This window comes from Mesorhizobium sp. M0030 (assembly GCF_040323695.1).
Lineage (GTDB): Bacteria > Pseudomonadota > Alphaproteobacteria > Rhizobiales > Rhizobiaceae > Mesorhizobium.
In genome coordinates this window covers 76,453-94,123 of sequence record NZ_JAMYVE010000013.1, presented here as the reverse complement: position 1 = coordinate 94,123, position 17,671 = coordinate 76,453, and the positions used below count along the sequence as shown (strand labels likewise).

Here is a 17,671-nt window from a genome sequence, read left to right as displayed (position 1 = left end):
GGCGGCTTGTCGGGCAAGGGGACGGTTTCGATGTCGATGCGTGTGCTTGGAGCGCTTGGTTTCACCCTGGCGGCGATGACCGGTGGGGCGCACGCCTCGTCGATCGTCTTTCTCGGCGTCTCGACCTCGACGCCATCGGTCATCAAGGTTGGCGGATCCGAACCGGTCAGGACCGCCTCGACGCCATCGATCGTCGCGCTCGGCGATGCCCAGCCCGATGTGACTTATGAAGAGGTCGCGGCGATCCCCCAAAAGCCTAGGCACGGCCAGGACCCGATGATCATTCGCGGCGGCATCGTCGGCGGCGCCTTCGCCGCGCCGGCTCCGACCAGGGCGAGCGCCGCGGCGCCGGCAACTGAGCCGACGGCAGAGACCGCACCAGCCGGAACTGCAACGGCATCGAACGGCAAGCCCGAGTCGCAACCGGCAGCGCCGCAGCCGGCAGCAACACCGCAGCAGCCGATCGAGGGCGTCGGCAAAGCCGAGTAGGCCATTCAGCCAAAACAGTCGGCCAAGACAGTCGGCCGATCCATGCCGCTTGACGCCGATCGACGCCCCGGCGCAGGATCGGCTTGGCGGCGGCGGCCCCAATTTCGCCAATCGGGTTTGGCATGAGCGCGCCGGGTTCTAGGAGAGCGAGGGGTTATCATGAACATGACGAAATCTTTGACTATTGCCGGCCTGTTGCTGGCGTCACCTATAGGTGTCGGCGGCGCGCAGGCCGGTGACGAGCTAGGGTCCTACGTCGCGCGCATTTCCGATCGCGACCACCATGCCAGCGACGGCTATGAGCTGAGCAGCGCAGCACAGATGGTGCGGCAGGACCGCGCCAACTGGCACAAGTTCCACCGGCGCGATGCCGACGACCAGGGCGATGACTGGTTCCGCAGCAACGATGATCGCGCGTATCTGGAACGCATGCTGAAGCGCAGTGGCGCGATGAGCTCCTCGACACGGAACGCCATCGTCAATGGCGAGCCGCTGATCCAGGTCGACGTCTATTCAGACAGCGTGCATGTCAGCATTTTGGAGGATTGACTTCGTCAACCTCGGGAGGACTGACGGAGTCAGCCTCGAGACTGACACGTTGTTCCGGACAAGACGTGTGAACGCCCCGTCTTCGGGCTTATCTGCCCTTTAGCCAGCTATCCTGGAAAAATCCGCGACCTGATCGGTGGCCGTGCGGATGCGAGCCAGCAGCGCCAGGCGGTTGGCGCGCACGGCCTGGTCCTCATCATTCACGAGAACGCGTTCAAAGAATGAATCAACCGGTTCACGCAACACGCTAAGCGCCAGCATGGCGGCGGAAAAGTCTTCGTTTTGAATCGCTTCGCCGGCTTCTCTCTCCGCCTGATTCACCGCTGCAAACAGCGATTTCTCGGCCTCCTCGCGAAACAGCGCCGGCTCAACAGTCTCGGCGACGAGCGTTTTCCTCTTCTCCTCGGCGGCCAGAATGTTGGCCGCGCGCTTGGTGCCGGCGAGCAGGTTCTTGCCATTCTCGGTGTCGAGGAAGGAGCCCAACGCTTCGACGCGGCGGACGATCTGCAGGAGGTCGTCCGACTGCGGAGTGATCACCGCGTCGATGAGATCATGGCGGGCGCCCTGGTCGCGGAGATAGACCTTCAGGCGATCGTGGAAGAAGGCGAGGAGGTCGGAGCGATAAATCTGCTCCGCCCTCACTTCCAGCGTTGAAGCAGCATTCTTATCGAGATAGTTCGCCCACTCGTAAGCGCTCCCAAAGATGGGTGTCAGCGCCAACCGGATACGATTCTCAATCAATATTCTAACCACGCCCAACGCCGCCCGGCGCAGCGCATAGGGGTCTTTTGATCCCGTCGGCTTTTCATCTATTGCCCAGAAGCCGATCAGCGTGTCGAGCTTGTCGGCCAGCGCGACGGCAATCGACACCGGATCGGTCGGCACGCGATCAGACGGACCTTGCGGCTTGTAGTGCTCCTCAATGGCGGATGCGACCGACGGATGCTCGCCCTGCAGCAGCGCATATCTGCGCCCCATGGCGCCTTGCAGTTCGGGAAACTCACCCACTGCTTCGGTCGTGAGATCGGCCTTGGCCAGCACGGAGGCACGGCCGGCGAGCGCGGTAATCTCCCCCCTTGAGGGGGAGATGTCGCCGAAGGCGACAGAGGGGGTCGTCTCGCGTGGAGCGCCAACTCCCTCTTTCTTCGAGAGACCGGGCGGCGTCGCGGCAGCCGAAGCGACCCCCTCTGGCCTGCCGGCCATCTCCCCCTCAAGGGGGGAGATTGACTGCGCCACTGTTGGCGCCAGTTCCTCCGCCAGCCGCTTGATCCGCTGCACCCGCTCGCCTTGCGTGCCGAGCTTGGCGTGGAAGGTGACGTTGAGATGGTCGAGGCGGGCCATGCGCTGGTCGAGCGGCTTTTTCAGATCGAGCCCGAACTTTTTTGCCGATGCCTCGAGCTCTCCCAGATCGGGCAGATCGCCCTGGTCGGTCCGCCAGAAGTACAGCGCATCCGACAGGCGCGCGCGCACCACCTTGCCGTTGCCGTGCGCGATCTCCTTGCCGCCATCCTTCGCCTCGATGTTGGCGGTGAGGATGAAGCGGTTGGAAAGGTTTTCGCCGTCGCCCTGCGGCCGGGTGACAAAGCATTTCTGATTGGCGCGGATGGTCAGCCGGACCACTTCTGGCGGAATGGCAAGAAAGGCCTGCTCGAATTCGCCCATCAGCACCACCGGCCATTCGACCAGGCCCGACACTTCTTCCAGCAGCCCTTCGTCCTCGACCAGATCGAGCCCGTTGGCGAAGGCGAGGTTGCGGGCGTCGGCAAGGATGATCTCCTTGCGCCGGTCGCCATCGAGCACGACCTTGGCCGCTTCCAGCTTGGTCACGTAATCGTCGAAGCGGCGCACGGTGATTTCTCCCGGCGCCATGAAACGATGGCCGTAGGTGATATTGCCCGAGCGGATGCCATCGATCTCGAAATCGACCACCACCGGCTCCTCGGTCTCCGGGCCGAAGGTGCACAGAATCGTCTGCAGCGGCCGCACCCAGCGCGGCGAACCGGGCTTGGCCGAAGCCGGCCCCCAGCGCATCGATGTCGGCCAGGGGAAGCCGCGAATGATGGCCGGCACCAGTTCGGCGATGATTTCTTCCGCCGCCCTGCCCGGCTTCGAAATATGGGCGACGTAGAAATCTCCCTTCTTCGGATCGGAATGGACATGCGCCTCGGCAGCCGAGGCAAGACCTGCCTTGCGCAGAAAGCCCTGCACCGCCTGTTCCGGCGCCGTCGTCGACGGCCCCTTGATCTCCTCGTGGATATCCTTCGAGCGCGCGGTCAGGCCCCTGACATCGAGCGCCAGGCGCCGCGGCGTCCAGTATTCGCGCGCGGCGTCATAGGTCAGACCCGCCTCGACCAGACCGTCGGTCAGCATCTTCCTGAGATCGCCCGCCGCCTTGCGCTGCATACGGGCGGGGATTTCCTCGGAGCGAAGTTCTAAGAGCAGGTCTGGCATGGTTAAGCTCCCACTCTCCCCTTGATGGGGAGGGTCGGCGCGTAGCGCCGGGGTGGGGTGGCGACCTCTCAGCCGCCGATACCTTCGGCACCATCGCGCAAACGCAGGTGTGATTTTCGTTCTTCCACCGCCGCATAGATCGTATCGAGCACGGAATCCAGTTCGTTTTTGATTTCATGGTTCCAGAAGCGAATGACGCGGTAGCCTTGGCTCTCGAACCATTTCGTTCGACGCTCGTCATGGCGCAGCTGGTCATCGAAGCTGTGATGGGCACCGTCCACCTCAATGATCAGCTTCAGCCGGTGGGAGATGAAATCAGGGAAGTAAACGCCTACCGACGCCTGCCTGCGAAAATGAGTGCCTTCTACTGGAATGCGCCACAGATGCCGCCACAGGATGCGTTCCTCGTCGGTCATCGCCGCGCGAAGCCTTTGCGCAGACTGCAGCTTGAATCGATCGAGTTTTGGCATGGAACGTCGCGCTGTCACCCCCACCCGCCGCTTCGCGGCGACCTCCCCCATCTAGGGGGAGGTAAGAGGGCATGGCAACTCGGCTGACCGCTGTTTCCAGGAATTTTGACCCCCCCTGTCGGGCCGCAACCAGCCCGCCCGTCCTTTGATCAAAGATTTCCATGAACCAAACGCAGCGCTGAAGCGACCAACGCTCAGGCAGGGACCTATTGGCTGAACGACCATGAAAACGGCATCGAGACTTCTCCAGATCATCGCGCTCAGCGCCTGTTTCGCCGCGCAGGTGCATGGCGCCTTCTCGATGCCGGGTGTGCGGCAGGCTATGCGGACCATGGCGGGATCGTCTGGCCAGTTCTCGGCGCCAATCAACATTTCCCCCGAAATGATGAAGTGAGCCTCAGGCGGCGAGCCCGCCGGCCTGGGTCTGCAAAAATGCCTCGCCGCAGGCTTTCGCCAGATTGCGCACCCGCAGGATGTAGCTCTGCCGCTCGGTCACCGAAATCACGCCGCGCGCGTCGAGCAGGTTGAAGACGTGGCTGGCCTTGATGCACTGGTCATAGGCCGGGAAGACCATGCGGTGCATCGGCAGATTGTCGTTCGAAGCCGGGGCGCCGGCCGCGAGCAGCGCCTTGCATTCGGCTTCGGCGTCCTCGAAATGCCTGAGCAGCATGGCGGTGTTGGCATATTCGAAATTGTGCCTGGAATATTCCTGCTCGGCCTGCAGGAAGACATCGCCATAGGTGACTTTTTCGGCGCCTTCTCGGCCGTTGAAGTTGAGGTCGTAGACATTGTCGACGCCCTGCACATACATGGCCAGCCGCTCCAGGCCGTAGGTCAGTTCTCCCGCCACCGGCGCGCATTCGATGCCGCAGACCTGCTGGAAATAGGTGAACTGCGACACTTCCATGCCGTCGCACCAGCACTCCCAGCCGAGCCCCCAGGCGCCAAGCGTCGGGCTTGCCCAGTCGTCCTCGACGAAGCGAATGTCGTGCAGCAACGGATCGACGCCGATCGCCTTGAGCGAGCCGAGATAGAGCTCCTGCAGGTTCGGCGGGTTGGGCTTCAGGATCACCTGGTACTGGTAATAATGCTGCAGCCGGTTGGGGTTTTCGCCGTAGCGGCCGTCTTTCGGCCTTCGCGAGGGCTGGACATAGGCAGCGTTCCAGCCCTTGGGCCCGAGCGCGCGCAGCGTGGTGGCCGGATGGAAGGTGCCGGCGCCGACTTCCATGTCGTAAGGCTGCAGGATGACGCAGCCATAGGCGGCCCAGTAATTGTGCAGGGTCAGGATCAGCCCCTGGAACGAGCGGCTGGGATGCATATGGGCTGGACTGTCTGACGTCACGGCGGCCTCGGAAAGCGCTGAAATGATGCCATTCCCTAGTTGCCGGGCCGGTAGGCGTCAAGGCAGCGCCCATCGCCGCCTTGATGAGAGGTTGAACGCTTTGCTTCGGACTGGCCCATTGCCGGACGGTGCCGGTGGCCGTTTGCTCGCCCAGCTTCAACGACAAAGGTTCAGCCATGCAAGGCCAGTTCACCGTACGCCCCGTCACCCGAGAGGATTACGAGCAATGGCTGCCGCTGTGGGACGGCTACAATGCGTTTTACGGCCGCTCGGGCGAGACCGCCTTGCCCGGTGACATCACTGCAATGACATGGTCGCGCTTCTTCGATGCCTATGAGCCGATGCATGCGCTGGTCGCCGAGAGCGAAGGCAAGCTTCTCGGCCTTGTCCACTATCTCTACCACCGCACCACGACGGCGATTTCGCCGAACTGCTATCTGCAGGATCTCTTCACCAATGAGGCGTCGCGCGGCAAGGGCGTCGGCCGGGCACTGATCGAAGACGTCTATACCAGGGCGCAAACCGCAGGCTCCAGCCGCGTCTACTGGCTGACACACGAAACCAACCACACGGCGATGAAGCTCTACGACAAGATCGGCGATCTCTCGGGGTTCGTCGTCTACCGAAAGCTGTTCTAGAATGAGCGCCAACGCTGGGTCTGGGTCGCGTCGCTTCGCTCCTTGCTCCGCCATAGAATGACGATCGCGATAGGGCGTCTCTATCTCTTTGTTTCTGTCGCAATTCCGAACGGAAAACCGCGCACACTTTCCTGGAATTGCTCTAAGACGCCAAGCCGAAAAAACGGGGCTCAGCGAGCCCCGTTTCATCAGAAGTATTGCCCGATCACCCCTTCGGCGCTGGCGGGGTGGCCGGCTTGACCTTCGGGGTTTCCTGCGCCGTGTTGGATTCGATCGGCGGCAGGCCCTTCATCAGCTTCTGCTGCAAAATGGCAAGCACATCGGGATCCGGCTTCAGGTCGCGCGCCTGATTCCACTGGAAAGTGGCTTCGAGCTTGCGGCCGACGCGCCAATAGGCATCGCCGAGATGGTCGTTGAGCACCGGATCTTCCGGCTTGAGCGACACGGCGCGCTCCATTTCGCGCACGGCGTCGTCGAACCGGCCCATGCGGAAATAGGCCCAGCCCAGCGAATCGACGATGTAGCCGTCGCTCGGCCTGAGGTCGACGGCCTTCTGGATCATCGCCAGGCCTTCCTTGAGGTTCATGTTCATGTCGACCCAGGAATAGCCGAGATAGTTCAGCACCTGCGGTTGGTCGGGGAACAGCTCAAGCGCCTTGAGGAAGTTCGGTTCGGCCTTCGGCCATTCCTTCAGCCGCTCATAGGCGATGCCGCGCTGATAGTAGATGTTCCAGTTGGCATTGGTCGGCGTCTTCAGCACCGCGACCGCCTTGTCGTAGAGAGTGGCGGCGGAGCGGAAATCCTCCTTCGAGGCATAGACCCCGCCCAGCGCCAGATAGGCGCGCATGTCATCGGGGTGAGCTTCGACGAATGCCTTGAGATGGGCGATAGCCTCGTCGTGACGGTTGAGATCGGCAAGGTTGAGGCCGAGCTGCAGGTCGGAAAGCTCCTTCAGCGGCGAGGAGGCTGGAATGCGGCTATAGAGCGCAATGGCGCCTTCGCCGTCCTTCAGCTGCTCCGCAACGGCGGCAAGCTGCACCAAAGCGGCGTCGCTGTCGGGCTTGAGCGCGAGCGCATATTGCAGATAGAGGCGCACGAACGGCTCGCCACCGCCGCGATTGAGCGCGATGGCGAGGTCGAGCAGGATTTCAGCGGCGCCTTCGGAGGGACTGGCGACGAAGGGCTCGATCTTGTCGCCCTTGCTGATCCTGTCGCGAAGCGCCTGGATGTCGAGCTTGCCGGGCGCGAACGCCTCGGCCTTGTCGAGCACGTAGAGCGCCTTGTTCTTGTTTCCCTTGCGCGCCAGGAAAGACGCGTAGGCCTGGGCGTTGCGCATCCATGTCTCGGGCGCGGCACCGCCGGCCGTGACGTCGGTCAGGGTCGCGTCATAAAGCGCGTCGGCCTTGTCCGATAGGCCTGCGGCATCGGCGATCAGCGCGCGGTGGAAGGACTTGAACAGGCCGAACCAGTCAGGCCCCTGCAGTTTGTCGATCGAGGCCATCGCCCCGGTGGGGTCGCCGGCGCCCTCTTGTGCCCAGCCGGACATGACGCCGGAAATCAGCCGGTCGAGATCGGATTCGAGCGACAGCTTGAGCCAGTACTGCGCCTTGGTGAAATCCTTCTTGTGGAAGGAATCGACCGCCAGAGCCAGACGCGAGAAGCGCTCGACGTCGGGAACTGCCTTGAGCTTGTCGGCATAGACCAGCGATTCCTCGAAGCGGCCTTGCGCGATCAGCGACAGCATCAGGCTTTGCTGCAGCGAGCTGTCGCCGGGATTGAAGGCGAGCGCCTGCTTGTAATAAGCGATGGCATTGTCGAGGTCGTTGTCGCCTTCGGCGATGCGGGCGGCGAGATAGGCGCCCGAGAAGGAGGTGATCTTGACCGGGTCGGTCGATTCCTTGGCGTAGGCAGGCAGCGGAGAAATCGCCATCCCTGCCACAATTGCCAGCCCCGCGAGCCAGCGCGCACGTCCTTGCCGCATCGTATCCCTTTCAGCCAAGCGCCATCCCGCGTCGGCGCGGAGAAGCCATAGACTCGATGTTTCCTGACAAAGCATGGCCTTTTTGGGGTCAGGCTTCAATCCGGGCCGAATTCACAATCGGGTCACCCGATTAACAAACCATGGCGACGCAGACACTATCGGTTCCGGCAATAGCAGATCGGGGTTGGGAGCTACAGCCTGACATCGCGATATCCGCCTGCCGCGACAGTGCTGCACAGGCCGGCCCACTCGCAACCCTGGCAGGCCTCACGCGTCACGCCGGCTGCAAAGGCGGCGCGCAAGCCGGCAAGCGTTGCCGCGTCGAGGCTGAAGCGGACGCCGGCCCGGATCGGCCGGGTCAGCAGCTTGCCGACATCGCGTGCTGCCAGCTCGTCCCGGCCGGCGGCGCTTTCGCGCAAGCAGTGGGGCTGCGCCCCGCCGAGCAGCGGCTGGCAGATGTCGTCGGGGCCGGAGACGATCAGAATATCCTCGCCCCGGCCCAGACGTTTCGCGATCACGTCATAGTTGGCGACGAAGGCTGCGCTGTACCCTTCGCCGATATAGGTCAGCAGGCAAAGAAGATGGTGGGAGCGCAGCCGGACGGTCATCGGTCAGGACGCACCAGCGGAGCCTGTTCCATCCCGATGGTATCGGGATGGGGCTCCATCTCTTTGTTTGAGCATGATCTCTTCCGAAAACCGGACTCCACTTTTCGGGATCATGCTCCTGCCGGGTCCGCCTTGTTGCTCCAAAACAGCTTGAGCGTCGCGGCGCCGAGCGCCGATTTCAGCAGGCCGCCGACGAGGAAGGGCAAGAAGCCGAAGGCGATGGCCTGTTCGAGGCCGATCATGACGGCGAGCCAGGCCGTGCCGAGAACCAGGCAGGCGAGGTTGCCGAGGACCATGCCGGCGAAGGCGAGCAGCACGCGGTTGCCGTTCCAGCCGCGCTCGGCCAGCCAGCCGACGAGCGCGCCGACAAGCGGGAAGGCGAAGAGATAACCGGCGGTCGGCCCGGCAAAATGCTGGATGCCGGCAGCTCCGCCCGACAGCACCGGCAAACCCACAGCGCCCTCGACGAGCCATGCGGCGATGGTGATCGCGCCGAGCCGCCAGCCGTAGAGCGCGCCCACCAGCGTCACCGCAAAGGTCTGCATGTTCATTGGAACCGGCAGCATCGGCACTTCCATGTAGGAGGCGAGCGCAATGGACAGCGTGCCGATGACGATGGCCGCGGCTTGCCAGGCATACGAGCGGGTTTGCAGGCGCAACGGGCTGAAGGAGGGCTTGGAGGGCGAAAAGGCGATGTCGGTCATGGCGGCTTCCCTGGCTGGTTTGAATTATAGATAATTTTGTTGTTCGATCTATTATCGAATCCATATTTGCGCGGGAATGGCAACCCTCGCCCCTAAAAAGGCTTGGGCTTGCGTGTCGAATAAAGGACATTTGGAAAGGCTGGCGGGACAGCACCCCCCTCTGGCCTGCCGGCCATCTCCCCCGCAAGTGGGGAGATCGGATGTCGCCTTTGCTTTCGCCAATGGCCGACGTTGCAGGACTAACGCAACGGCAAAGCTGTTGATCTCCCCCCTTGCGGGGGAGATGTCCGGCAGGACAGAGGGGGGTGTGAAGGATCGCTACGCGCGGAATCCGACGACTTGTCCCTTCGTCCCTACCCGACGATGGCAAACGCTTCGCGCATCTTGCCCGACGCGGTCTTGACTGGTTTCTGGCCGATCCACTGCACGTGCCGGCCAAGCGTGGCGGCGGCCGATTCGGTATTGCCCTGTCGCAGCGCGCTGAGGATCGCGCGATGATCCTGGTCGGTGCGGATTTCCCATTCCGAGCGCCAGGCGGCGAACAGGAAGCGGGCGCTTGCTGCGTGCAAATCGTCGATGGTGGCGATCAGCCGCGGCATGCCGCAGGGCGCCAGGATCAGCCGGTGGAAGGTGCGGTTGGCCTCCTCCCAAGAGCGGACATCGCGGGATTTGTCGCCGGCCTTTGTGGCTTCTTCGGCAAGATTGAGAATGGAAGCCGTCAGATGCGGCGCGGCATGGCGCAGCGCCAACACTTCGAGCGCTGCCCGCATTTCGGCGACTTCCCTTACCTCGCCGAGATCGAAAGCAGCGACGCGTACGCCCCGCCTGGGCTCACTGGCCGCCAGCCCTTGCGCCTCCAGGCGCCGAAAGGCCTCGCGCACCGGGACATGGCTGGTCTGGAATTCCTCGGCGATGTGATCCTGCCGCAGCCGGGCGCCGGGTTCGATCGCACCCGATATGATGCGATCCGCCAGCACCTTGCTGATGCGCACGGCGATGGTGTCGTCTGCGGTCTTTGCCATGTTTTATAGATAATTTGCACTGCTGCCGATTGTCGAGCGGTGATTGCCCGATTTTGCATGCAAACTTGCTTTGGCGCCAGGCGCGGGTCAGTTCACCCGGCTGATGCAGAAGTCGATGACGTCGATCAGCGCCGATTTCTGCGGCGTCGCCTCCAGCGGCGCCAGCGCGTCGCGGGCGATCTCGCCGAAATGGCGGGCGCGTCCGATGGTGTCGGCAATGGCGCCATGGCGGGTCATCAGGCCGATGGCCTTTTCCAGTCCGGCATCGTCGGTGACATTGTCCTCGATGGCGCGCTTCCAGAAGGTGCGCTCGGCCTTGGTGCCGCGCCGGTAGGCGAGGATGACCGGCAGCGTAACCTTGCCTTCGCGGAAATCGTCGCCGACATTCTTGCCCAGCTCCTGGCTGGAGCCGCCATAATCCAGCGCATCGTCGATGAGCTGGAAGGCAAGGCCGAGATTCATGCCGTAGGAGCGCAATGCGGCGCGATCGTTGCGCGTCGCCGATGCGATGACCGGACCGACCTCGGCGGCAGCCGAGAACAGCGCCGCGGTCTTGGCCTTGATGACGGCGAAATGCTCGTCCTCGGTGGTATCGAGGTTCTTGGCGGCCGCCAGCTGCATCACCTCGCCCTCGGCGATGATCGAGGCGGCGCTGGACAGGATGTCGAGCGCTTCCAGCGAACCGACATCGACCATCATGCGAAAAGCCTGGCCGAGCAGGAAATCGCCGACCAGCACGCTCGCCTGGTTGCCCCAGATCATGCGGGCAGTCTTTTTGCCGCGCCGCATGCCGCTCTCGTCGACGACGTCGTCATGGAGCAGCGTGGCGGTGTGCATGAACTCGACCGCGGTGGCGAGCTTGACGTGGCCCTCGCCGGAATAGCCGAACATCTGGGCCGCCGCGAGCGTCAGCATGGGACGCAGCCTTTTGCCGCCCGACGAGATCAGATGATTGGCGACCTCCGGGATCATCTCGACGTCGGAGCCGGCCTTGGACAGGATCAGTTTGTTGACGCGCCCCATATCGGCTGCTGTCAGGTCGATGAGATCCTTGATGGAGGCGGGTTCCCGCTTCCCGTTTTCGATGTTGAGAACGACACCCACCAACAAACACTCCCGTCTTTGATCACGCGTGCGACGGCACCCTGGTCCCGCCTGGGACTCTAGGGCGGCACATACGGGCACGGCAAGAGGCGAATTGGCGCGGCTGCGGTGACGGCGTGTCAACCTTAGCGACCGCATGCCGTTGCCCGAAAACCGCTCCACACTTTTCGGCGCCATGCTCCAGCGTTTACATCAACGCTGCAACCTGCGAACTTCGTCCGATGATAGAACTCGTGCGCACCAACGATGCCGTGATCATCTCCTTTGTCGAATCGCTGATGCGCGATGCCGGGATTGCCTGCTTCGTCGCCGACCAGAACATGAGCATTCTCGAAGGGTCGATCGGTCTTTTCCAGAAGCGCGTCATGGTCGATGCCGACCAGGCCGATCAGGCGCGGCGCATCTTGAAAGACGCCGGCATCGAGAACGAAATCCGCCAGACATAATGGCTGAAGCGAGCGCGCTTACCAGCGATACGCCGGCCCACACGGTCGATGCCTTCCATCGCGGCCGCTTCTGGCTGGTCCAGCCCAGGACAGGGCATCGCGCCGGGATGGATGCCATGATGCTGGCGGCAGCAGTTTCATCCGGCTTTTCTGGGCGCCTCGCCGATTTCGGCGCCGGCGCCGGTGCGGCGGGTCTCGCCGTGCTGTCGCGCTGCCCAGAGGCGCAGGTCGTGCTCGTCGAACGGTCGACCGAGATGGCAGGCTTCGCCACAACCACGCTCGCCCATCCCGGCAATGCGCATCTCGGCAATCGCGCCTCGGTGCTGACCGCCGACGTCACGCTGTCGGGCCGGGCGCGGACGCAAGCCGGCCTTGCCGACAATTCCTTCGATTTCGTCATCATGAACCCGCCCTTCAACGCGGCGCAAGACCGTGCCACGCCAGATCCGCTGCGGCGGCAAGCGCATGTCATGGACGACGGGCTGTTCGAAAGCTGGATCCGGAGTGCGGCTGCCGTCGCCAAGCCGCGCGGCGGCCTGGCCGTCATCGCACGGCCGGAACAGCTTGGCGACCTCCTCGATGCCCTGTCGGGCCGCTTCGGCGACGCCGAGATGCTGGCGGTGCATCCGCGCCCGGAAGCAGCCGCAATCCGCATTGTCGTCAGGGCAGCGCTCGGCGCGCGCGGCAAGCTGTCGATCCGCCCGCCTTTGATGCTGCATGGGCAAACGGGCGACGGCCCGTCGGAACGAACCGAGATGATCAACAACGGACTGGCGTCGCTGTTTGGCGATTGATTTGGGCCCGTCAGTGTCGTTGCCGCAAAACCGGCACACAGTTGGCTGACATGGATTGCAGCATTGCCGTTGACCGGCAAATCCCTACATGCGTTGAAGCCATTTGGAGACAGCCACCTCGTGAAACGCCTTTTCAACCGCCTGCTGCCGAAATCCTGGCGATCCAGCGTCGTCACCATTCCCGTCATCAGGCTGCATGGCACCATCATGGCCGGCGGCGGCCCGTTCCGGCCGAGCCTGTCCTTGGCGTCCACCGCCGCCCTCATCGAAAAGGCGTTCCTGTTCGATGCGCCCGCCGTCGCCATTTCGATCAATTCGCCTGGCGGCTCGCCGGTGCAGTCGCGGCTGATCTTCAAGCGCATCCGTGACCTCGCGGTCGAGAAGAACAAGAAGGTGCTGGTCTTCGTCGAGGATGTGGCGGCCTCGGGCGGCTACATGATCGCGGTCGCCGGCGACGAGATCTTTGCCGATCCGTCCTCCATCGTCGGTTCGATCGGCGTCGTCTCGGCCTCGTTCGGCTTTCCCGAACTGATGAAGAAGATCGGTGTCGAGCGTCGCGTCCACACCGCCGGCCAGAACAAGGCGGTGCTCGACCCGTTCAAGCCGGAGAAGAGGGAAGACGTCGAGCGCCTGAAGGCGCTGCAGCTGGAAGTGCACGAGACCTTCATCGACCTGGTCAGGGAACGCCGTGGCACCAAGCTGAAGGACGATCCGGACCTGTTCACCGGCCTGTTCTGGACCGGCAAGAAAGGGCTGGAGCTTGGCCTCGTCGATGCGTTGAGCGACATGCGCACGGTACTGAAAACCCGCTTCGGCGCGAAAACCCAGCTCAGGCTGGTCACCGCGCCGCGTGGCCTGTTTGGCCGCATCGGCCTGTTCGGCTCGAACTTTTCAGCGCCCGATATTGCCGCCGCCGCCGCAAGCGGCGTGATCGATGCGGCGGAAGAGCGCGCATTGTGGGCGCGCTTCGGGCTTTGAAAAAGCAGGGAAAGCGTCTAGCATGAGGGCTTGACAGTCTGCCTGGCCGCCTTGCGAGGGAGGAGCTTTGAAATGCCACAGATCATTTTCTTCGCAGTTGTCGGCGCAGCCGCTTATTTCGGCTACCGCACCTTCGTCCGCGAGGCCGAACGTGTGACCGCCAAGGTGCGGCGCACCGAAAAGCAGGCAGCCAACGGCACCAACGGCACGCTGGTCCAGGATCCCAAGACCGGCGAATACCGCCTGGCCAAGGACTGAGCATCATCCCGTCAGCAGCCGACAGTTTGGATGCCGCAGCCCGGACGTGGCTTGCGCCCGCCAAGATAAATCTGGCGCTGCACGTCAGCGGCAGGCGCGCCGACGGGTATCATCTGCTCGAGAGCCTGGTCGTTTTCACCCGCTTCGGCGACAGGGTCGAGATCGAGCCTGCCGACGCCGACCGGTTCTCCGTATCGGGCCGTTACGCGACTTCCGTGCCGATCGACGACAGCAATCTGGTGGTGAAGGCGCGCGAGGCGCTGCGCAGGCAGGCCGGCCAGCAGAGCACGCCGCCGGTTGCCATCCGGCTGGAAAAGAACCTGCCGGTCGCATCCGGGGTCGGCGGCGGCTCGAGCGACGCGGCGGCGGTATTGCAGGGTCTTGTCCGGACCTGGGGGCTCGACATCGGCGAGGCCGAACTGAGCCGGATCGGTCTCACGCTCGGCGCCGACGTGCCGATGTGTCTTGCGGCAAAACCGCTGGTTGCGCGTGGCGTCGGCGACGAGCTGTCGCTGGTGCCGGATTTTCCGGCGCTCGCTTTGGTGCTGGTCAATCCCGGCGTCGCCGTCTCGACGCCCGATGTGTTCAATGCACTTGAAAAACGCGACAATGAAGGACTGCCGCCGCTGCCGCGCGGTTTCGATTTCCACGGCGTCCGCAATTGGCTGGAGATCACCCGCAACGATCTTGAGGAACCGGCGCAAGCAATACAGCCGCCCATCGGCAGAGCGCTTTCCCTGCTGAACAGGGCCGGATCTGGATTCTCGCGCATGTCGGGCTCCGGCGCGACATGCTTCGGGCTGTTCGAGACCGGCAATGTCGCCAAGCGCGCCGCCGCCGAGATCCGCAGCCGCGAACCGGAGTGGTTTGTCGCCGCGACACGAAGCATCGCTTCAGAGGGGGCCGATGACCAAAATTGACGAAAGCCGCCTGTTCATCCCGGTGCGCATCGCGGTGCTGACGGTGTCCGATACGCGCAGCCTTGCCGACGACAAATCCGGCCAGACGCTGGCTGATCGCATCGCCGAGGCCGGCCATGTCCTGGCCGCGCGCGACATCGTCACCGACGACCGGGAGAAAATCCGCGACAAGGTGCTGGGCTGGTCGCGCGACGAAGACATCGATGTCGTCATCACCACCGGCGGCACCGGTTTTACCGGCCGCGACGTGACGCCGGAGGCGCTGGAGCCGATCTTCGAGAAGCGCATGGATGGCTTTTCCGAAGTGTTCCACCGCATTTCCTACGACAAGATCGGCACCTCGACAGTGCAGAGCCGGGCGACGGGCGGCGTCGTCAACGCCACCTTCGTCTTTGTGCTGCCGGGCTCGCCCGGCGCCTGCAAGGACGCCTGGGACGGCATCCTGAAACCGCAGCTCGACTACCGCCACATGCCCTGCAACTTCGTCGAGATCATGCCGCGCCTGGACGAGCATTTGCGGCGCGGCAAGGCCGCCTCGTAAACCAAGGCAAAGTGCCGGCCAAGTGCTGCCTTTGTCAGGCAGAATGGCGGCTGCGCCTTCGAGAGGTCATTTCCTCCGGGTCGTCGGGCGGATAGTCTGTCGCCAAGTCAAGACGGAAGAGATCCAATGAGCGCGCACCGCGGCGGCTGCCATTGCGGCAACATCCACCTGACCTTCGAAACCGGAATTGAGCCGGCCGAGATGGAGATCCGCGCCTGCCAGTGCGCGTTCTGTGTCCGGCATGGTTCGCGCGCCGCCGCCGATCCGCAGGGGCGATTGATCGTCGCGGTCGAGGACGAGGCCCGGCTGCACCGATACCGGTTCGGATTGCGCACCGCCGATTATCTCATCTGCCGGGACTGCGGCGTCTATGTCGCTGCTGTGACCACCGACGGCGAACCGAGAGCGATCGTCATCGTCAATGCGCTGGATGACCGGCCGCGGTTCAACCGCGAGCCGGTCCCAATGGACTATGATGCCGAGAACAAAGAGGGTCGCATTGCCCGGCGGCAAGCGCGCTGGATGCCGGTCGAGATCCGCTCCGGCCTCAGCGGATGACCGGTTCGCCGTGGAAGCGGCGGCGCGAGGGCGGCGAGACGCCGAAGCCGACCTCCATCATCAGCCGTGGCGTGGTGGACGGCACGGTGCCCATGTGGAAGCCGAACGGGTCCTCGACGAAGCCGAGGCCGGCCTCGCCGGTCAGCGTGACCGGGCTGTCGTCGCCATAGACCTTGAGCACGTCTTGCGCCGGATGGCCGACCAGCAGCGTCAACTGGTGCTTGAGGCTGCGCCTGTTGTGGCTGCCTTTGACATAGACATGCGGGCCGGTGCCGGCATCGCAGGGCTTGAGATAGAAGAAGAATTTCAGCATCCGCCAGTCGTCGAGATCGAAATGATATTTGCCGAGCGAGGCAAGGTTCTTGTCGGCGTCGGAAGCCTCGCCGGTCGGAAAGCTCCACCAGACACGCGTGGTGATCAGCTTTGCCTGCCCGCCCAGATAGTGCTGGGCGATGTCGAGCAGCAGCGGGTCGTTCTGGATGGCGAGTGCCGCCTTGCAGCCGAGGATGCGCTCGAAATAGTGTCCGCTGAGCAAAGAGCGGCCGAACCGCTTCTCGGCTTCTGCGTGTTCTCCGGGCATGAATTCGAGCCGGCGGTCGAAATTGCCGAAGCACGGCGTGCTCTGAGCAAAGCTGGCGATCTCTTCGTGGATTGCCTGCGGAAGGACCAGTCCGGAGAACAGGCCATCGGCGCGCAGCGCCGCGACGATCGACTTGAGGTCGACGCCCCTGAACATCGTCGCTCCGGCACTCTGCGCGGGGCGCGCGGCTTTGGCGCCAAGCCAGTGCAGTTTGCGCGCCGGCATGGTGCGGGCAAGCACGAACATCGGCAGCCATGCGGGATTTTCGCGCAGGTCGGACAGATAGGTCGGGATACGCACCGCGATGCGGCGGAGCAGGCTGCCGTTGCGGGCAATGGCCTCTAGACTGGGGGCGCCGGATTTGTCAGGGGACGAAAGGTTCATCGGGGTCCTCAGATATGAACGGCAGCAACGACGACGCGGCGCTTGCTTACCGCTCCGGCACTACCCAAACCCGATATCCCGCATCAACGGAATGCTAATCCCGCGTCAGCTTTTGTGCAATGCACAATAGGTTTTTGCGGCGAAAAAGCCGGACGGCGCAGCGGACAGTGTCAATTCCGGGGGGACGCCGACGCTGCCCCTCATCCGCCCTTCGGGCACCCTTCTCCCTGGGAACGGGGAGAAGGGAGAAACATCACTTCTTCGGCGCCAGCCAGATTTCGGCGTCGAGCCGCCTGGTGGCGAGACCGCGCGCAAGGGCTTCGGCGCTGTGCGCGTTCTTCGACAGGGCAGCGGCCTGGCGCTTGCTGATGACCAGCCCTTCGGCCAGCGCCCGGTTGCCCGAAAACACCCGTGACAGGAACGGCGTGCGGCTGCCGCGCGCACGGGAAAAGCGCGCCGGCATGGTTTGCCGCGCCGTGTGAGCGACGACGTCGTCGATCCAGCCGTCGGCCAGCCTTGCGCCCGGCTCGAGAAACAGCAGCCAGTCACCCTTCGCCTGCCTGATTCCCGCGCCGATGCCGCCGGCGACGAGATGGCAGCCGGCATGATCGGCAACCCGATGCGTCTGGTCGGTCGAGCCGGTGTCGCAGACGATGACATCGCGTACCACGCCCTCGACCGCGCCGCCGATCAATGAGGCGAGCGTGCGGGCAAGGCCTTCTTCGTCATCCCGGGTTTCGATGAGAACGCTGAGCATTTTTAGCCGAATAGCGGAAAGCCCGGCGCAGCGCCAGTTTTGCATGGTCCAACTAAAAAGTTCTTGATTTGTTCTCATCAGCGAAATAGGATTATTT

21 protein-coding genes are annotated in these 17,671 nt (G+C 63.6%); 11 read left to right on the top strand and 10 right to left on the bottom strand.

Features of this window, described 5'->3' with window-relative positions:
* Positions 1-30: 30 nt before the first annotated feature.
* Both NKJ80_RS23985 and NKJ80_RS23980 read left to right on the top strand, forming a co-directional pair.
* Positions 31-489: a hypothetical protein gene (locus NKJ80_RS23985; RefSeq protein WP_352498420.1), complete on the top strand. Its 459-nt coding sequence runs from the start codon at positions 31-33 to the stop codon at positions 487-489.
* 159 nt (positions 490-648) lie between these two features.
* Positions 649-1,038 carry a hypothetical protein gene (locus tag NKJ80_RS23980; RefSeq protein WP_023754087.1) on the top strand — a complete coding sequence of 130 codons (390 nt, stop codon included), beginning with the start codon at positions 649-651 and terminating at the stop codon, positions 1,036-1,038.
* Between the two features lie 99 nt (positions 1,039-1,137).
* Here the strand turns inward: NKJ80_RS23980 and glyS are convergent, their stop codons facing one another.
* Together glyS and NKJ80_RS23970 are read right to left on the bottom strand one after the other, a co-directional pair.
* Complete coding sequence (glyS, locus tag NKJ80_RS23975) at positions 1,138-3,489, bottom strand: glycine--tRNA ligase subunit beta (RefSeq protein ID WP_352498419.1); 2,352 nt, start codon at positions 3,487-3,489, stop codon at positions 1,138-1,140.
* Positions 3,490-3,557: 68 nt separating this feature from the next.
* On the bottom strand, positions 3,558-3,959 hold the full coding sequence (locus NKJ80_RS23970) for an endonuclease domain-containing protein (protein ID WP_023692101.1): 402 nt from the start codon (positions 3,957-3,959) through the stop codon (positions 3,558-3,560).
* Positions 3,960-4,182: 223 nt separating this feature from the next.
* Between NKJ80_RS23970 and NKJ80_RS23965 the strand changes: the two genes are divergently transcribed.
* Positions 4,183-4,353 carry a hypothetical protein gene (locus tag NKJ80_RS23965; protein ID WP_023702047.1) on the top strand — a complete coding sequence of 57 codons (171 nt, stop codon included), beginning with the start codon at positions 4,183-4,185 and terminating at the stop codon, positions 4,351-4,353.
* A 3-nt stretch (positions 4,354-4,356) separates the two neighbouring features.
* Here the strand turns inward: NKJ80_RS23965 and NKJ80_RS23960 are convergent, their stop codons facing one another.
* Entirely contained in the window at positions 4,357-5,301 is a 945-nt protein-coding gene (locus NKJ80_RS23960) for a glycine--tRNA ligase subunit alpha (RefSeq protein ID WP_023687115.1), read from the bottom strand.
* A 176-nt stretch (positions 5,302-5,477) separates the two neighbouring features.
* On the opposite strand from NKJ80_RS23960, the gene NKJ80_RS23955 reads away from it, so the two are divergent.
* Positions 5,478-5,939: a GNAT family N-acetyltransferase gene (locus tag NKJ80_RS23955; RefSeq protein WP_023687114.1), complete on the top strand. Its 462-nt coding sequence runs from the start codon at positions 5,478-5,480 to the stop codon at positions 5,937-5,939.
* A 205-nt stretch (positions 5,940-6,144) separates the two neighbouring features.
* Here NKJ80_RS23955 and NKJ80_RS23950 read toward each other — a convergent pair whose 3' ends face one another.
* The 5 genes from NKJ80_RS23950 to NKJ80_RS23930 form a co-directional block, all read right to left on the bottom strand.
* The gene (locus tag NKJ80_RS23950; RefSeq protein ID WP_352498454.1) at positions 6,145-7,920 is read right to left on the bottom strand and encodes a tetratricopeptide repeat protein; all 1,776 of its coding nucleotides are present in this window, start codon (positions 7,918-7,920) and stop codon (positions 6,145-6,147) included.
* A 191-nt stretch (positions 7,921-8,111) separates the two neighbouring features.
* The gene (locus NKJ80_RS23945; RefSeq protein ID WP_023684368.1) at positions 8,112-8,528 is read right to left on the bottom strand and encodes a DUF1284 domain-containing protein; all 417 of its coding nucleotides are present in this window, start codon (positions 8,526-8,528) and stop codon (positions 8,112-8,114) included.
* Positions 8,529-8,638: 110 nt separating this feature from the next.
* A complete protein-coding gene (locus NKJ80_RS23940) occupies positions 8,639-9,232 on the bottom strand; it encodes a biotin transporter BioY (RefSeq protein WP_352498418.1) in 594 nt (197 codons plus the stop codon).
* Between the two features lie 353 nt (positions 9,233-9,585).
* Positions 9,586-10,254, bottom strand: coding sequence for a GntR family transcriptional regulator (locus NKJ80_RS23935; RefSeq protein ID WP_023702055.1), 669 nt, complete (start codon positions 10,252-10,254; stop codon positions 9,586-9,588).
* 87 nt (positions 10,255-10,341) lie between these two features.
* Positions 10,342-11,358 (bottom strand): polyprenyl synthetase family protein, encoded by a 1,017-nt coding sequence (locus tag NKJ80_RS23930; protein WP_023668471.1) that lies wholly within the window; start codon positions 11,356-11,358, stop codon positions 10,342-10,344.
* 221 nt (positions 11,359-11,579) lie between these two features.
* Here NKJ80_RS23930 and NKJ80_RS23925 point away from each other — a divergent pair, with 221 nt between their 5' ends.
* From NKJ80_RS23925 to NKJ80_RS23895, 7 genes are all read left to right on the top strand, one after another.
* Positions 11,580-11,804: a putative signal transducing protein gene (locus tag NKJ80_RS23925; protein WP_352498417.1), complete on the top strand. Its 225-nt coding sequence runs from the start codon at positions 11,580-11,582 to the stop codon at positions 11,802-11,804.
* A complete protein-coding gene (locus NKJ80_RS23920) occupies positions 11,804-12,598 on the top strand; it encodes a tRNA1(Val) (adenine(37)-N6)-methyltransferase (RefSeq protein WP_023807504.1) in 795 nt (264 codons plus the stop codon). Before NKJ80_RS23925 ends, NKJ80_RS23920 begins: the two co-directional genes overlap by 1 nt.
* 120 nt (positions 12,599-12,718) lie before the next feature.
* Positions 12,719-13,576 carry a S49 family peptidase gene (locus tag NKJ80_RS23915; RefSeq protein ID WP_023668474.1) on the top strand — a complete coding sequence of 286 codons (858 nt, stop codon included), beginning with the start codon at positions 12,719-12,721 and terminating at the stop codon, positions 13,574-13,576.
* 72 nt (positions 13,577-13,648) lie between these two features.
* Positions 13,649-13,834: a membrane protein gene (locus tag NKJ80_RS23910; protein WP_023668475.1), complete on the top strand. Its 186-nt coding sequence runs from the start codon at positions 13,649-13,651 to the stop codon at positions 13,832-13,834.
* A gap of 26 nt (positions 13,835-13,860) precedes the next feature.
* Positions 13,861-14,754, top strand: coding sequence for a 4-(cytidine 5'-diphospho)-2-C-methyl-D-erythritol kinase (locus tag NKJ80_RS23905; RefSeq protein ID WP_023709896.1), 894 nt, complete (start codon positions 13,861-13,863; stop codon positions 14,752-14,754).
* A complete protein-coding gene (gene moaB, locus NKJ80_RS23900) occupies positions 14,741-15,295 on the top strand; it encodes a molybdenum cofactor biosynthesis protein B (protein WP_023726394.1) in 555 nt (184 codons plus the stop codon). Before NKJ80_RS23905 ends, moaB begins: the two co-directional genes overlap by 14 nt.
* Positions 15,296-15,421: 126 nt before the next feature.
* Entirely contained in the window at positions 15,422-15,853 is a 432-nt protein-coding gene (locus NKJ80_RS23895) for a GFA family protein (protein ID WP_352498416.1), read from the top strand.
* On the opposite strand, the gene NKJ80_RS23890 is transcribed toward NKJ80_RS23895, so the two are convergent.
* Positions 15,843-16,817, bottom strand: a complete 975-nt coding sequence (locus NKJ80_RS23890) for a hypothetical protein (RefSeq protein WP_023726392.1) — start codon at positions 16,815-16,817, stop codon at positions 15,843-15,845. The genes NKJ80_RS23895 and NKJ80_RS23890 overlap by 11 nt on opposite strands.
* A 253-nt stretch (positions 16,818-17,070) precedes the next feature.
* Positions 17,071-17,574, bottom strand: coding sequence for a glycosyltransferase (locus NKJ80_RS23885; RefSeq protein ID WP_352498415.1), 504 nt, complete (start codon positions 17,572-17,574; stop codon positions 17,071-17,073).
* Positions 17,575-17,671 lie beyond the last annotated feature (97 nt).

Excerpts from the sequence above, each read along its gene's own strand:
- NKJ80_RS23895 (WP_352498416.1), top strand. The coding sequence starts at position 15,422 with ATGAGCGCGCACCGCGGCGGCTGCCATTGCGGCAACATCCACCTGACC.
- moaB (WP_023726394.1), top strand. The coding sequence starts at position 14,741 with ATGACCAAAATTGACGAAAGCCGCCTGTTCATCCCGGTGCGCATCGCG.
- NKJ80_RS23890 (WP_023726392.1), bottom strand. The coding sequence starts at position 16,817 with ATGAACCTTTCGTCCCCTGACAAATCCGGCGCCCCCAGTCTAGAGGCC.
- NKJ80_RS23885 (WP_352498415.1), bottom strand. The coding sequence starts at position 17,574 with ATGCTCAGCGTTCTCATCGAAACCCGGGATGACGAAGAAGGCCTTGCC.
- NKJ80_RS23965 (WP_023702047.1), top strand. The coding sequence starts at position 4,183 with ATGAAAACGGCATCGAGACTTCTCCAGATCATCGCGCTCAGCGCCTGT.
- NKJ80_RS23945 (WP_023684368.1), bottom strand. The coding sequence starts at position 8,528 with ATGACCGTCCGGCTGCGCTCCCACCATCTTCTTTGCCTGCTGACCTAT.
- NKJ80_RS23955 (WP_023687114.1), top strand. The coding sequence starts at position 5,478 with ATGCAAGGCCAGTTCACCGTACGCCCCGTCACCCGAGAGGATTACGAG.
- NKJ80_RS23940 (WP_352498418.1), bottom strand. The coding sequence starts at position 9,232 with ATGACCGACATCGCCTTTTCGCCCTCCAAGCCCTCCTTCAGCCCGTTG.
- NKJ80_RS23920 (WP_023807504.1), top strand. The coding sequence starts at position 11,804 with ATGGCTGAAGCGAGCGCGCTTACCAGCGATACGCCGGCCCACACGGTC.
- NKJ80_RS23910 (WP_023668475.1), top strand. The coding sequence starts at position 13,649 with ATGCCACAGATCATTTTCTTCGCAGTTGTCGGCGCAGCCGCTTATTTC.
- NKJ80_RS23925 (WP_352498417.1), top strand. The coding sequence starts at position 11,580 with ATGATAGAACTCGTGCGCACCAACGATGCCGTGATCATCTCCTTTGTC.
- NKJ80_RS23950 (WP_352498454.1), bottom strand. The coding sequence starts at position 7,920 with ATGCGGCAAGGACGTGCGCGCTGGCTCGCGGGGCTGGCAATTGTGGCA.
- NKJ80_RS23980 (WP_023754087.1), top strand. The coding sequence starts at position 649 with ATGAACATGACGAAATCTTTGACTATTGCCGGCCTGTTGCTGGCGTCA.
- NKJ80_RS23985 (WP_352498420.1), top strand. The coding sequence starts at position 31 with ATGTCGATGCGTGTGCTTGGAGCGCTTGGTTTCACCCTGGCGGCGATG.
- glyS (WP_352498419.1), bottom strand. The coding sequence starts at position 3,489 with ATGCCAGACCTGCTCTTAGAACTTCGCTCCGAGGAAATCCCCGCCCGT.
- NKJ80_RS23935 (WP_023702055.1), bottom strand. The coding sequence starts at position 10,254 with ATGGCAAAGACCGCAGACGACACCATCGCCGTGCGCATCAGCAAGGTG.
- NKJ80_RS23970 (WP_023692101.1), bottom strand. The coding sequence starts at position 3,959 with ATGCCAAAACTCGATCGATTCAAGCTGCAGTCTGCGCAAAGGCTTCGC.